The organism is Nostoc spongiaeforme FACHB-130 (assembly GCF_014698475.1).
Classification (GTDB): Bacteria; Cyanobacteriota; Cyanobacteriia; order Cyanobacteriales; family Nostocaceae; genus Nostoc_B; species Nostoc_B spongiaeforme.
The window spans coordinates 23,249-37,068 of the sequence record NZ_JACJTB010000041.1 but is presented as its reverse complement, the minus strand read 5'-3'; the positions used below and the strand labels follow the sequence as shown (position 1 = coordinate 37,068).

Here is a 13,820-nt window from a genome sequence, read left to right as displayed (position 1 = left end):
GACTCGAAAATCTCTCGCTGTTTTCATAGCAGTATTCGCACTTATGTGCAGTGGTATAATCACCAAAGCTGAAGCTTTTAGCATTACCCCTGATCAAAATGGGCCAACATTTATTCTTGATCAAGAAAAAAGTTCTTTAAAAGCTATCAAACACTTGGAAATTTTAGATAATAAATATGATGTAAATTTTATTACTGGAACTTTTGAAGATTTATCACCAACAAACCGAGGAATTACAACTTTTTACCGCAATCAGCATCTTGCCCGTCAAGCTGGTCTAACTCTTTGGCAAACTTTAATTAATTTCTCCGACTCATCAAGTAATTTATTTTCCTCTATAGAAGATGTTGACGGAAACTTATCTCATCAATGGAATATTCCCTTTGTTTTTCGTAATGGTCTTGGTGCAGGTTGGTGGCGTGGAGTAATTGATAAGCATAATATTAGTTTATTTCCAATAGCACCAATTAATGCTTCAAGTTTCTATTTTACCGAACTTACTTACGCCAACTTTCAGCCATCAACTAAAGCATCTGTACCGGAACCTCTAACTATTTTGGGTAGCTTGACTGCTGCTGGCTTTGGTATTGCCATCAAAAGAAAATTTGTTTTTATGCGCCAGGATTAATACATACTAATTCATCATTTGTAGGACTTACGCAGAAGTATGAAGAAACGTAGACGCACTCTTCGGCTACCCTGTGGGTAGGACACGAAGTGATAAGAGTTTGAGAGAGTTTTTGCGTAAGTCCTAATTATTTGAACATCATTGAGTTGGTAATTTTGGATGTTCCTTGGAGTATTTTGCTACTATGCCCGAAATTTCTGGGTTGTAAAGTCGCAGATAATTCCAATAATTACCAAAAACTTGACGGACGTAATTTTTGGTTTCATCAAAGGGAATTTCTTCGACAAATTCATCGGGGTCTTCTTTTGGTAAAGTTTGCAGCCATTTAGAAACATTACCAGGGCCAGCATTGTAACTCGCTATAGCCAGTAATGAATTATTGCCGTACTGTTGATGGGTATAATCCAAATACAATGTACCCAAACTAATGTTGTCATTGGGAACTGTTAAATCAAATTTTTTTCCATCCAAATTATTTTTTGAAGCGATCCATTGACCTGTACTGGGTAGTACTTGCATGAGACCGACAGCACCAGCGACAGATTTAATTTGCGGCTCAAACCGTGATTCTTGGCGAATTAATCCTGTAACTAGTAAGGGATTTAGTTTACGTTCAGCAGACCATTTTTCAATTTCTTTGAGATAAGGAAATGGATAGCGGGCTTGCCAGTAGGTGATTTGTTTACTTAAGGCTTGATATTGAGCTTTTTCTTCGGCTGTTTCTCTATCTTCCAACTTAGAAATAATATCTATTCCCGAAAGATTTTCGCCCCTGGCTAGACGCATCAAACCTTCAGTAAATTGTTCGGCAATTGTGGGCTGTTTTTTGTTAAGAAATTCTGTTTCCCATTGCAACCAAGCATCACGGTCTTGAGCTAATAAATACAATTCTTTAAAGGTGTCAGAACCTGCTGTTGGTACTGGACGCTGGCGCGAAACAACTTCCGGATTAAGGTCGCGTACATTGTTAAAGTTGCCGACATTCAGCCCCAGAATATTAGCCGATCGCCAGGCATAATAAGACTGGGGAAACTGGCTAACTACATACTCAAAGGCTGTTTTGGCTTCTTGTTGTTTGCCGAGTTTAACCGCCCATTTTCCTACCCAAAACCCGGCTCTAGGAGCCAAAATGCTGTTCGGGTTATTAGTGGTAATTGGTTGCGCCCATTCCCAAGCTGTAACGTAATCTCTGGCTTTAGCTTTATCTAGGGCAATTTTCCAGCGATATTCTGCCGCTTCATCAGAGTCACCATACTTGCCTAGCAGTAAATCCCAGGCTTGTTGTGCCGATTTTTGATCGTTCAGCCCTGCAAGAATTTTGGCTTTGGTGGCTAGGGCTGTGGGGGCTTGTTCTGGGAATTGCGCGATGACCTGATTGAGATATGGTATGGCATCTTTGCGAGTTTTGGCCATATCTGCCAAGCGTAACAATGCAGTTCCCGTTTCTTCGGCTTTGGGGAATTGCTGGACTAATTGCTTGTAGGTGGCGATCGCTTTTTCTCTTTCTTGGCTTTGTCCACCGATTTGTAACCCACGCCCTATCCTGTAGAGAGTTTGGGCGGTTTTGGGTGCTTGTGTATAAGCGATCGCAGCTTTGCGAAATTGGGTATTTTCCCAATAAGCTGTGCCAATAGTCTCCCAATCGGCGGGTTTAAGGTTGGGCTGTTTCACCAATTGATCTAAGATGCCCACGATTCCTGCCTGATTGTAGGCATATTTCGCCAAAATTAATTTTAACTGGGGCTGATTGGGATTTTTTTGCAATCGCTGGCGAATAATTTCCCAGGTGAGGGGATGGGAAGGAAATTGAGCGATCGCCCTATCTTGAGATTCTGGCTGACCAATTAAATACAACGCTTTCGCCGCCGCCGCTTCTTTGGGATGTGCTTTCAGGACTTTTTGGCGCAAATCGGAAGCTTTGCCTTGTTCACCTAACAAATCCTGTGCTTGGGCTTGTTTCAGCAAGACGTAGGGTGCTAACAGAGGATAGTCTTTTTCTAATCCCGTCAACAAATCTAGGGCTTGTTGGGCATCTCTGGTTTCAAGTAAATCACTGGCTAACAAATAGCGGGCGCGATTGCGGTCTGCTGAAGCCGAGCCTTTAGCGATCGCTTCTAATTTTGCGGCTCTCTCCACTGGTGATTGCGCTACCAATGGGAACACAGCCGATTTGACTTTGCTGGCTTCTGATAGTTCTTCCGACTGAGTTTGATTTATTTTCAGCCATTGAGCCACTGTTTTGCCAATCTCCGGTGCTGACACCATTGCGCCAGCCGAAAAGGCAAAAACTGCCGCGCCAATAATTATAGGAACCTGGTTTTTTTTAAGTTGCTTCAGCATTGATACCCGCTGAAAATTTTTGATGAATTTTTGAAACTCTAGCACTGTTAGCTAGGAGTGTTAGCAATTTTTAATTTTTGCAACTTTCTAATTTTACATAAGGATTCCCCATAATATATCTATTTTATTTATTCCGCCATAATCTATACATAGCAGGAATATCAGCCAATTTTATTGGTGGTTGATCCCACAGAATTCAGAATTCAGGAGTCAGAATTCAGTATAGATGATCAGCCCAGCCGTAGACGAAGAAATAAGTTTAACAGCACTCACAAGGCAAAAGTCAAACAATTTTGGATTTTAGATTTGCGATTTTGGATTGACCCTGACCACAAGGGATAAACAATTTTGGATTTTAGATTTGCGATTTTAGATTAAATCCAAAATCCAAAATCTAAAATTCGGAGGGTCAAAAGAAAGAATATTCATACCACAAGCCTTTTAGCAATTTCTTATGGTCTGTTTATTTCCGCCGACCTGTACTAGTTATACCCAGCTTAGTATGAGAGAGAAATTTCATTTTCTGCCAAATGGGTAATAAATCCTCTTGAAAAACTTCTCTCCAAGCAGGATGACAATGTTCAATATATTGCCGAGCCGCTTGACTAACGCCACGACGCATCCGCAAATCCTGGAGATAAGGTTTGAGCGCATCTGCCCAAGTTCGGGGGCTAGAATCTGCAACCACAATGCCATCTATATCAGGTTGCTGGATAAACTGCACACTGCCACTATGGGCTGCCACAAATACAGGTAGTCCTGATGATTTTGCTTCTAACACCACATTCGGAGATATTTCACTATCCGAGGGAAAGACAAACATATCTGCACTGGCGTAAATCCAAGCAAGGCTTTCTTGGGGTAACACACCGGTTAGGGTGACATGGGGTGCTAAAAGATGCTGTATCTTGGCTTTGGCAGTTCCTTCACCTACAATCAAAACGTGTAAAGCATATCCTTGGTCTAGCAACTGACAGGCAGCTTGAGCTAGGGTCATGATGCGTTTACTCTCGTCTACCCGTCCGACAAACAATAGTACCGGGACTTCCGGCGGGATACCAAAGGTGGTTTGTAAAAGAGTGCGATCGCGGTGTCGGGGGTGAAATCGTTGCTTATCTATCCCTCGTCGTAGTCGAGACAAGCGAGACTGGGAGACAAATTTTTGCATCACCGGCAAATCTTCTGGTTTGGAGAGCAACACCCAATCACTATCGCTAATCAATTTGTGCCAGCGCCGCATCATTTGCTGTTCTAGGCGCTCACCTAATTTCCAGCGTTCCCATATCAGATTGGCTAACCATTCCCAAACCAAAATGCGGCGAATAATCTCTTGAGAGTAAATCCGTGTAAAACTACCTAAATCTGTGTGGGTAGAACAGACCAAAGGAATGTTGTACCGTTGCGCTATCCAGTGGGCTGTGCGCGAAAAGCTAAAAGCACTGGTAATGTGTAAAACATCGTGGTGTCGGAGTTGCCGCGCTAAACCTAGATGGTAGAGTGCTAAGTCGGTGTTTCGAGAACGTTCATGGAGAAAAGGTATGTGCTTAGTTCCCAGCATCGGGGGCAAGATGCGGTAACGCACATTCGGCGCGATCGCTATTTCTTGGGGTTTATGTCCCAGGTAATAAATTGTTAACTCTATCTGGGGAAAATTAATTGCCGCTTCTGCAAATCGTTCCCAACACTTTACATGACCGCCGGCATACAATCCCCACTCTAAATCAACCAGTATTCCAACTGATAGGGAATGTTGTCCAACAATTGCCTCTTTAGACTTTTGTTGTCTTACCATTTGTTTCGCCTACTGTACTGCTTTGGATTTTGATATTTAGGATTTACGCCTAGAGCGCGATCGCTACCATTTCCCCCAGCAGAACACCAAAGAAAATCAATCAAATTCATGACAGACCCTCATGTGATTGCATCAAAAAACAACAGAATGAGAATCTATCTTGTCCATACCCAATCATGTGGTGCTTCTAGAAAAAGGTATATATTTGGACAGTTACAGAATTTTGAAATAGCACAGTAAGTTATTTGAAATTACAGCAAGTTTGACAATTTATTTGTCAAACTTGCTGCTATTTTATCTGATGAAAAATTAACAATGACTGTGCAGTTAAAGTCTTTTCAAAACCAAATTCCTGTAGCGACTGATTTAGCATCTGCTCCTAACCCGAAAAAAGCCCGCTACGTTCCTTTACATCATCGACGCATTCTTTGTATCTTCCCCAAATACAGTCGCTCTTTCGGCACGTTTCATCATGCTTATCCACTGATGGGAAATGTCCGGGCTTTTATGCCGCCCCAAGGGATTTTGATTGTAGCTGCTTATTTGCCACAAGAATGGGAAGTACGCTTTATTGATGAGAATTTACACCCAGCCAAAACATCTGATTATCAATGGGCGGATGTGGTGATTGTTAGTGGGATGCACATCCAAAAACCGCAGATTAATCAAATTAACCAACTGGCGCATCAGCAAGGCAAAATTACTGTTTTAGGCGGCCCTTCGGTGTCTGGTTGTCCAGAGTATTATCCTGATTTTGATATTTTACATTTGGGTGAACTAGGCGATGCGAGCGATCGCATGATTGAGTATCTCGACCAACACCACCAACGTCCGCCACAACAAATTCGCTTTGAAACCAAGGAACGTTTACCCCTGAGTGAGTTTCCCACACCCGCTTATCATTTGGTGAATCTGAATCATTATTTCTTAGCCAATGTCCAGTTTTCTAGCGGCTGTCCTTATCGTTGCGAGTTTTGTGATATTCCTGAACTTTACGGTAGAAACCCACGGATGAAGACCCCAGAGCAAGTATTGGCGGAACTAGATGCCATGCTGGAATCTGGCAATATCGGCGCAGTATATTTTGTGGATGATAACTTTGTGGGCGATCGCCGTGCCACAATGCAGCTATTACCCCACTTAATTGACTGGCAAAAGCGCAACGGCTATCCCATTCAATTTGCCTGTGAAGCCACCCTGAACCTCGCGCAAAGTCCAAAACTCCTGGAGATGATGCGCGAAGCTTACTTTTGTACAGTGTTTTGCGGGATTGAAACTCCAGACACAGAGGCGCTGCACTCAATTTCTAAAGTGCAGAATCTCAGTATGCCAATTTTAGAAGCTGTTAAAGTTTTAAATAGCTATGGTATGGAAGTTGTGTCAGGCATCATCATCGGTTTAGATACAGATACACCAGAAACCGCAAACCGCATCCTCGAATTTATTCGGCTATCACAAATTCCCATGTTGACAATCAACTTACTTCATGGTTTACCAAGAACTCCTTTATGGCGGAGATTAGAAGCCGAAGGGCGACTTGTATTTGATGACAGCCGAGAATCAAATGTGGAATTTTTGATGCCATATCAGCAAGTTATAGAAATGTGGCGACGTTGTATCACCGAAGCCTATCAGCCAGAATTTTTATATCAGCGATTTGTCTACAACATGGAACATACTTACCCCAACCGCATTGCTGTACCCAATAGTCCGGCGCGGACTTCCTGGGCTAATATTCGCAAAGGTTTAACTTATTTAACTAATATTTTGTTACGTGTGGGTGTATTTGGTAACTATCGCCAAACTTTTTGGCAAATGGCTAAACCAGCACTCAAATCAGGAAATATAGAGTCCTTAATTCACGTTGGACTAGTGGGACATCATCTGATTCAGTTTGCCCAAGACTGTGCCGCACACACAGAATCAGCCTCGTTTTATTCCCAAAAAATCCGTCATTAACTGTGGGGATTGGGTGTAGGGGTGAAAGGGTTTTGAATTACAGTAATACGAAAAATCAAGGGTTTGGGAGACAGTGAAGAGGTGTAGATTATTCAAAACCCATAAAACCCTTCACCCCATACACCCACACACCCCTGATTAAAACAAAAATCTTGAGCCATAATCACTAAAGTCTGTCAACTCATAACAGCAAGGCTACGAAAACTGTCTAGCTCTGTTAACATTTTTTATAATTTCCTAACTTAGTGAGGAAATCAAGAAAAGCGATCGCCTTAACATTATGGAGGAGTGAAATGGGACTGAACGACCAACTTTTAAACTCAGACAAAAAAGCAATGGTTATAGATGACTGTTGCAAGTTGTTAGAAGCACAAATCAGTTCTAAGTCAGGAATTAGCGGTATTGCACTCAAAACAGCCTTTGCAGCACTGAAAGGAATTAAGCCAGGATATATCGCCTACGGTGTTGAGCAACTTTTACCAGAATGTTTTAATGCGCTTGATCCAATGTGGGCTGAAGGTGTACAACAAGGTGATCCAGTAACGCACTTAGCGACAAATAAATCTCGTACAGCAGATGCAATATTGAGCGTCACTGATACTAAGTTCAAGAGTGTCAGACGACAAATTGTGCGTGGAACCTATGAAAAATTCAGGGGTTCAGCCAAACAACATGTAGAGGAAGCAGTACCAGATTTTGCCCAGGTAATTAATAAGTACGCTTAAATCAAGTGCTGAGTGCTGAGTGCTGAGTAAAATAACATTTGTCTATTGAGAAATAGGGAAGGATGGGGTGTAAAAGCATAAACTATAAAAACTCTTACACCCCTAAACCCTTACACCCTTTTACAACTGCCTAACTACTGGCTGACCATCTACCACTTCGCCAACTAAAACGACATCTGCACAGTTAACAAAGATGCCGTTTTCTAAAACGCCAGGAATATTATTGAGAGTTTTTTCTAAATTCACTGGGTCGTCAATCGAGTCAAATCTAACATCAAGGACAAAGTTACCTTGGTCGGTGATCACTGGCCCGGCTTTTTTCACACCCATACGCAATTCTGGTTTACCGCCAAGTTGTTTAATGGCATTAGTCACAGGTGTAATTGCCATTGGGATAACTTCGACGGGAACTGCAAACACAGAACCCAAGCGATCGACTAACTTACCACTGTCTACCACCACAACAAATTGTTTGGCTAGATAATCAACTACTTTTTCGCGGGTATGTGCTGCACCGCCGCCTTTAATCAAATTCTTTTGGGGGTCAACTTCATCCGCCCCATCAATAGCAATATCAATGTGGTCAACAGCATCTAAAGTGGTGAGAGGTACACCATATTCTTTGGCTAATACTTCCGATTGAAAAGAAGTAGGAATACCGACAATATCTGTGAGTTCACCAGATTTCAGGCGATCGCCTAAATACTGAATTGTATACGCTGTTGTTGAACCCGTACCTAAACCGACAATTGAACCTGATTTTACTAGTAGGGCTGCGGCTTTACCAACCTCTTGCTTCATTAACTTTACAGGATCTGTTGCGGTCATTCCCAAAACTCCACAAAAACTGACTATAGTCCATCTTAGAAGGCAGATGACCCTCCATTCGCCTTTTTCTGTGGGAATAATGTGGAAGTTTTCTCTTTTATGGCGATCGGCTAAAAAATTAATTCGTAATTAAAACGTCCCACAAATCACGCATCCTTTTGAGAAACTTGACCTAATCGCCGACGGGCTTCCTGCTTAATAGCTTCTATATCTGTATACTGCCCAGAACCACTGTCAATCCCAGCTTGCCAAAGACTGCGTAATTCATCAATATTTTGCAACTGTAACAGGCGTTTCTGCTTCCAGTCTCGTAATGCTTCTCTAATCACTTCACTACTGCTGGCATATTCACCAGACTCTACCGCATTGCGTACAAAAGCGACCATTTCTGGTGTAAGCGCAACACTGATTTTTTCGACGTTAGACATAGCTGCACATAAATTTTTACTCTAGAGTAGCAAAAATTCTTACCAAAATCTAAAATTAGACAAATTCCTAAACACAGACAAGAAAGAGAAATCATTTAGGATGGCTATAGTTGTTCACGAATGACTTAGGATGGCTAAAAGTATTGGTATTTAGGAAATGCGGTTGATTTTGTACAGTAAACCTGGTTGTCATTTGTGCGAGGGCTTGCAGGAAAAACTAGAGAAAATTTTAGAGACAGAAAATTTGGGTGTTGAGTTAGAAATTCGTGACATTACAACTCGTGAAGATTGGTTGCTGGCTTATCAATATGAAGTCCCAGTGCTGGTTTTAGCCAATCTCCCAGGTGCGGAAGCTTTTGAACAACCTCTACCTCGTCCTTCTCCCCGTGCAAATGTCCAGCAAATTCAGCAAATGTTGTGTAAGTATTTATCCAATATCAAAAAAAATGATGCAGAATAAGCGCAAGATATGCGTGTGGCGAGGTTCACAAGATGAAATTGCGGGAATTACTAGCAGCAATAGACAGTGTGGCACAGTTGCCTAACAGTTCTGACTTAGCAGAGACAGAAGTCAAGGGTTTAAAAACTAACTCCCATGCTTGTGGTGAGGGAGATTTATTTATTGGAATGCCAGGAACGCGGGTGGACGGTGGCGAATTTTGGCCAAGTGCGATCGCATCTGGCGCAGTAGCAGCGATTGTTTCTGCTGAAGCTGCCGAAAAAAATCCTCCCACCCCGGAGGCTGTAGTGATTAGTGCTAATGACATGACTCAAGCTTGCGCTCAAATAGCGGCGGCTTTTTACGATTATCCCGGACAAAAACTCAAATTAGTGGGTGTGACCGGCACTAACGGTAAAACCACCACTACTCACCTAATTGAATTTTTCCTAAACAAAGCGCGTTTAGTAACAGCTTTGATGGGGACTTTATACACTCGCTGGCCGGGATTTGTCCAAACTGCGATCCACACCACACCTTTTGCGGTGGAACTACAACAGCAGTTAGCAGCAGCCGTGAATGCAGGTTGTGAGTTTGGCGTAATGGAAGTTAGTTCCCATGCGTTGGCGCAAGGTCGAGTCTTGGGTTGTCCGTTTGAGGTGGGAGTATTCACCAATCTCACTCAAGACCATCTGGACTATCACAGCGATATGGAGGATTATTTTGCGGCTAAGGCGCTGTTGTTTAGTCCGGCATATCTCAAAGGCAAGGCAATTATTAACGCTGATGACTCCTACGGTAAACAGTTAATTAGCAGATTGCCCTCAGAGCAAGTTTGGAGTTACAGTGTCAGCGAACGCAATGCTGATTTGTGGATGAGCGATTTAAATTATCAACCCAATGGTGTGAGTGGTGTGCTGCATACTCCAAAGGGTGAAGTGGAGTTTCGCTCACCGTTGGTTGGTCAATATAACTTAGAAAATGTTTTGGCGGCGGTGGGTGCAGTTCTGCATCTAGGACTTGACTTAGAGTTAATCGCTAGTGCAATTAGTGATTTTCCTGGGGTTCCGGGACGGATGGAACGAGTACAAATCAGTCCGCAACAAGATATCAGCGTGATTGTTGATTATGCCCATACGCCCGATAGCCTGGAAAATTTACTCAAAGCTGCAAGGCCGTTTATTCCCGGTAAAATGATTTGCGTATTTGGTTGTGGTGGCGATCGCGATCGCACCAAACGCCCAAAAATGGGTAAAATTGCCGCCGAGTTAGCAGATGTGGCTGTAGTCACTTCCGATAACCCCCGCACCGAAGACCCCGAAAGAATTTTGCAAGATGTTTTAGCTGGAATACCCGACACTGTGCAGCCGACTGTAATTTGCGATCGCGCTACAGCCATTCGCACCGCTATTTTACAAGCCGAACCAGGTGATGGCGTGTTGTTAGCGGGTAAAGGTCATGAAGACTATCAAATTCTCGGTACAGAAAAGATCCACTTTGATGACCGAGAACATGCGCGGGATGCTTTACAAATCAGACTAAAAAATGAAGTATGAAGTATGAAGGGTGAAGTTTTCTAGGATTTCATGATTTAAATCAAGTTAGACATGGTTTCAAATTTTAGACTTCATCCTTCATACTTTCTTTCCAAATTTATTTTACGTAGTCTTTTTGTAACAAACACTTACATAAAATTGGCAATCAATGACATAATTATTTCTTCCTTGTTGTGCTTGACTCATGAATGATTCTCTGCGAAAGGAGTTATCCGTCTATCAGCTGGCTTTAGGAGTGGAAACACCACCTCAACCATTGCCAAGCAATCCTGCTAGTTTGTTATCGCTGCTGAGGTCACACATTGATTTATTGATTGAACAACAAATTACGGCAACTTTTTGGGTTAAGTTACCACCGGGAAAAATTTGGCACGCAGAATTAAAGCGTTATCAATCTGCGATGAGTGCATCTGGCGTAATTAATATTTGTCGGATAGAGAAAATCAATGCTGGGGCAGAAGAGCAGGTGACAGATGAAATCAGCCCACAGCAACAAAATTGGGTACAGTTATTATCAAATTATCAATTACGGCGAGAATACTTTTTTATAGTATCCTCGCCGCAATTTTGTAGTTTAATTGTGGCGCGTCGTCCACGCAAAAGAAATCAAAACCGCCAAACTCATAAAGCCAAAACAGGCAAAATTCCGTCATTGCTGGCTGTGATGACAATGGAAGGCAGAATCATTCAGCAAGTTTTAGATGGTCTCAAACAAGTAGCAGTACCGGAATTATCAGCAGTTTTTCCGGCTGAGTTGATTTACCCCAGCATCATCGAACCTGCACTCATCAGTCAACTCATAGCCAAACAACTCCAGCGCCAAAATTCCATTCAACGTCAAATTACTAATAAACGCATTGCCAAATTACGAGAGCAAAATCAAAAGCTCCACAACAAAGAACAACTCAAAGATGATTATTTAAGTAGTGTGTGTCAAGAACTGCGGACACCTTTAACACACATGAAAACAGCATTGTCGTTGTTAAACTCACCTACGATTAAACCACCACAGCGACAACGTTATTTACAAATGCTAAATACTCAGTGCGATCGCCAAAGTATACTCATCACTGGTTTACTTGATCTTGTCAACCTGGAACATAATTTAGAAACTACCAGCCTAGAACTCGTACGTCTTTCAGATATTGTCCCTGGCGTAGTTAGTACCTACCAGCCTGTAGCTCAAGAAAAAGGCATTATGCTTGCTTACACTGTCCCAACAGAACTACCAGGGGTTTGGTGTGTGACTGGTGGACTGAAGCAAATAGTGATTAACTTGCTGCAAAACAGTATTAAGTTTACCCCCAAAGGTGGGCAAGTCTGGGTCAGAGCGCGTCTTCAAGCCGATTATGTCCAGTTAGAATTCCGTGATACAGGTATTGGCATTGCGGAAAGTGAAATTGGTAAAATCTTTGATTGCTTTTATCGAGTCCGTTCAGGGACTACTGAAGACTTGAGTGGTGCTGGCTTAGGCTTAACAGTTGTTAAGCGGTTATTGTGGCGCTGCGGAGGTTCTATTTCTGTCAGAAGTAAACTAGATGAAGGGTCTACTTTTACAATCCAGTTAGTTACAAATCGCAACAAAATCCCGTTTAAATAGAGAAGCATTTAAACAACCGCCGAAGGCATCGCTCTAAGGCAGAAGGCGCGGCCTTGGCGGATAGAAAAGTTACGAATGGCAAGAGTTATTGTTGTATGTCATTACTAGCTAAAAGATAGGAATAGGTTGACCGCTAGACAGAATTAAAGGGAAATTATGGACATTAGGAGCGTGCATTGCACTTATACCAAGATTGGCACGGTTGAGGATATCAGCGTTAGTTCTAATGACTTCACCACGGCTATCTAATATGGAATGATTAAAGTTTAAACCATTGATATTAAATGCCATAGAACATATACCCATTGAGGCAAACCAAAGACCTACCGTTGGTAACGCTGCTAATAAAAAATGGAAAGCACGATGATTTCTACTAGCACAAGTAGGAATAAGCAGCCTTCCTAAAAAGCTATAGTGTCCTGCTAAGTAATTGTATGTAACTTTTTGTTGAGACAACTGATATCCAGCACTAACTGATTCATGTTCATCGGTATTCCGAATTAGCGTTGAAGTCACCAAAGAACCATGCAAAGAACTCAACAGTGCGCCGCCAAATATACCTGCTACACCTAACATATGAAATGGGTGCATAAGAATATTGTGATCACCTTGAAAAGCCAACATGAAGTGGAAAGTACCGGAAATTCCTAAAGGTAAACCATCAGAAAAACTACCTTGGCCAATAGGATAAACCAGCAAAACGGAAGTAGCAGCGATGACAGGTGCAGAATAGGCAACTGCTATCCAAGGACGCATTCCCAAACGATAGCTTAGTTCCCAAAGTCTGCCTAATAAACACCAAATACCGATGAGGAAATGTAGCACAATTAACTGATATGGCCCGCCATTATATAACCATTCATCAATAGATGCAGCTTCCCAAATAGGATAAAAGTGTAACCCAATGGCAGCAGAAGTCGGTACAACTGCGGCTGTAATTAAGTTATTCCCATCCATTAATGAACCCATAATTGGCTCACGTATGCCATCCATATCTACGCTAGGAGCGGCAATAAAAGCCAAAATAAAACAGATAGTAGCAGCCGACAAGGTAGGAATCATCAAAACACCAAACCAGCCGATGTAAATCCGATTTTCTGTGCTAGTAATCCAGCTACAAAATCTATCCCATAAATTGAAAAAAGTAACTTCTCTTTGGCGTTGAATAATAGTACTCATGGTTTGTAACTCCTAAGTAATTCTAAGTTCAAAATCCTTCTAATACTTTTGACAGATGTCTTTGTTTTTTGTTTGAATTATCCTTATTTATCAAATTGCCGTAAAGAAAATCAAGATAAAAAAAAGAATTATAATTCACTCTATTTGTAAGATAGAGAAAGAATTTGAGAAACTTGTGAGGAAACAGATTTTTTATGAGAATTTAATTTTTTATGCTTTAGCTTGCATAGAAAGTAAACCCATATAAAAACTAACTAGAGCAAGATTTTTCAGTAATAGCAACAATATCTCAACCTAGTTGTTTGCATATCAAATAGGAAGGCTATATATTTTTGCTGATAGTTTT

The 13,820-nt window shown here is 41.8% G+C and carries 11 protein-coding genes; 6 read left to right on the top strand and 5 right to left on the bottom strand.

Translation table 11 applies throughout. The features are described from left to right. Positions 1–43: 43 nt before the first annotated feature. A complete protein-coding gene (locus H6G74_RS23945) occupies positions 44–628 on the top strand; it encodes a PEP-CTERM sorting domain-containing protein (RefSeq protein WP_190970027.1) in 585 nt (194 codons plus the stop codon). Positions 629–766: 138 nt separating this feature from the next. On the opposite strand, the gene H6G74_RS23940 is transcribed toward H6G74_RS23945, so the two are convergent. Both H6G74_RS23940 and H6G74_RS23935 read right to left on the bottom strand, forming a co-directional pair. Further along, positions 767–2,968 (bottom strand): transglycosylase SLT domain-containing protein, encoded by a 2,202-nt coding sequence (locus H6G74_RS23940; RefSeq protein WP_190970026.1) that lies wholly within the window; start codon positions 2,966–2,968, stop codon positions 767–769. A 463-nt stretch (positions 2,969–3,431) separates the two neighbouring features. Continuing rightward, positions 3,432–4,760: a glycosyltransferase gene (locus H6G74_RS23935; protein ID WP_190970025.1), complete on the bottom strand. Its 1,329-nt coding sequence runs from the start codon at positions 4,758–4,760 to the stop codon at positions 3,432–3,434. 315 nt (positions 4,761–5,075) lie between these two features. On the opposite strand from H6G74_RS23935, the gene H6G74_RS23930 reads away from it, so the two are divergent. Next, positions 5,076–6,719 carry a B12-binding domain-containing radical SAM protein gene (locus H6G74_RS23930; protein ID WP_190970024.1) on the top strand — a complete coding sequence of 548 codons (1,644 nt, stop codon included), beginning with the start codon at positions 5,076–5,078 and terminating at the stop codon, positions 6,717–6,719. 293 nt (positions 6,720–7,012) lie between these two features. Then, positions 7,013–7,444: a DUF6918 family protein gene (locus tag H6G74_RS23925; RefSeq protein WP_190970023.1), complete on the top strand. Its 432-nt coding sequence runs from the start codon at positions 7,013–7,015 to the stop codon at positions 7,442–7,444. Between the two features lie 120 nt (positions 7,445–7,564). Here H6G74_RS23925 and rpiA read toward each other — a convergent pair whose 3' ends face one another. Beyond that, the gene (rpiA, locus tag H6G74_RS23920) at positions 7,565–8,272 is read right to left on the bottom strand and encodes a ribose-5-phosphate isomerase RpiA (RefSeq protein WP_190970022.1); all 708 of its coding nucleotides are present in this window, start codon (positions 8,270–8,272) and stop codon (positions 7,565–7,567) included. Positions 8,273–8,418: 146 nt separating this feature from the next. After that, the gene (locus H6G74_RS23915) at positions 8,419–8,700 is read right to left on the bottom strand and encodes a type II toxin-antitoxin system ParD family antitoxin (protein ID WP_190970021.1); all 282 of its coding nucleotides are present in this window, start codon (positions 8,698–8,700) and stop codon (positions 8,419–8,421) included. Between the two features lie 157 nt (positions 8,701–8,857). Between H6G74_RS23915 and H6G74_RS23910 the strand changes: the two genes are divergently transcribed. The 3 genes from H6G74_RS23910 to H6G74_RS23900 all read left to right on the top strand — a co-directional run bounded on the left by H6G74_RS23910 (position 8,858) and on the right by H6G74_RS23900 (position 12,295). After that, on the top strand, positions 8,858–9,160 hold the full coding sequence (locus H6G74_RS23910; RefSeq protein WP_190970020.1) for a glutaredoxin family protein: 303 nt from the start codon (positions 8,858–8,860) through the stop codon (positions 9,158–9,160). A 32-nt stretch (positions 9,161–9,192) separates the two neighbouring features. Continuing rightward, positions 9,193–10,695: a UDP-N-acetylmuramoyl-L-alanyl-D-glutamate--2,6-diaminopimelate ligase gene (locus H6G74_RS23905; RefSeq protein ID WP_190970019.1), complete on the top strand. Its 1,503-nt coding sequence runs from the start codon at positions 9,193–9,195 to the stop codon at positions 10,693–10,695. 184 nt (positions 10,696–10,879) lie between these two features. After that, complete coding sequence (locus tag H6G74_RS23900) at positions 10,880–12,295, top strand: DICT sensory domain-containing protein (protein ID WP_190970018.1); 1,416 nt, start codon at positions 10,880–10,882, stop codon at positions 12,293–12,295. Between the two features lie 108 nt (positions 12,296–12,403). Here the strand turns inward: H6G74_RS23900 and H6G74_RS23895 are convergent, their stop codons facing one another. Beyond that, a complete protein-coding gene (locus H6G74_RS23895; RefSeq protein ID WP_190970017.1) occupies positions 12,404–13,474 on the bottom strand; it encodes a Photosystem Q(B) protein 1 in 1,071 nt (356 codons plus the stop codon). Positions 13,475–13,820 lie beyond the last annotated feature (346 nt).

Excerpts from the sequence above, each read along its gene's own strand:
- H6G74_RS23945 (WP_190970027.1), top strand. The coding sequence starts at position 44 with ATGTGCAGTGGTATAATCACCAAAGCTGAAGCTTTTAGCATTACCCCT.
- H6G74_RS23940 (WP_190970026.1), bottom strand. The coding sequence starts at position 2,968 with ATGCTGAAGCAACTTAAAAAAAACCAGGTTCCTATAATTATTGGCGCG.
- H6G74_RS23935 (WP_190970025.1), bottom strand. The coding sequence starts at position 4,760 with ATGGTAAGACAACAAAAGTCTAAAGAGGCAATTGTTGGACAACATTCC.
- H6G74_RS23930 (WP_190970024.1), top strand. The coding sequence starts at position 5,076 with ATGACTGTGCAGTTAAAGTCTTTTCAAAACCAAATTCCTGTAGCGACT.
- H6G74_RS23925 (WP_190970023.1), top strand. The coding sequence starts at position 7,013 with ATGGGACTGAACGACCAACTTTTAAACTCAGACAAAAAAGCAATGGTT.
- rpiA (WP_190970022.1), bottom strand. The coding sequence starts at position 8,272 with ATGACCGCAACAGATCCTGTAAAGTTAATGAAGCAAGAGGTTGGTAAA.
- H6G74_RS23915 (WP_190970021.1), bottom strand. The coding sequence starts at position 8,700 with ATGTCTAACGTCGAAAAAATCAGTGTTGCGCTTACACCAGAAATGGTC.
- H6G74_RS23910 (WP_190970020.1), top strand. The coding sequence starts at position 8,858 with ATGCGGTTGATTTTGTACAGTAAACCTGGTTGTCATTTGTGCGAGGGC.
- H6G74_RS23905 (WP_190970019.1), top strand. The coding sequence starts at position 9,193 with ATGAAATTGCGGGAATTACTAGCAGCAATAGACAGTGTGGCACAGTTG.
- H6G74_RS23900 (WP_190970018.1), top strand. The coding sequence starts at position 10,880 with ATGAATGATTCTCTGCGAAAGGAGTTATCCGTCTATCAGCTGGCTTTA.
- H6G74_RS23895 (WP_190970017.1), bottom strand. The coding sequence starts at position 13,474 with ATGAGTACTATTATTCAACGCCAAAGAGAAGTTACTTTTTTCAATTTA.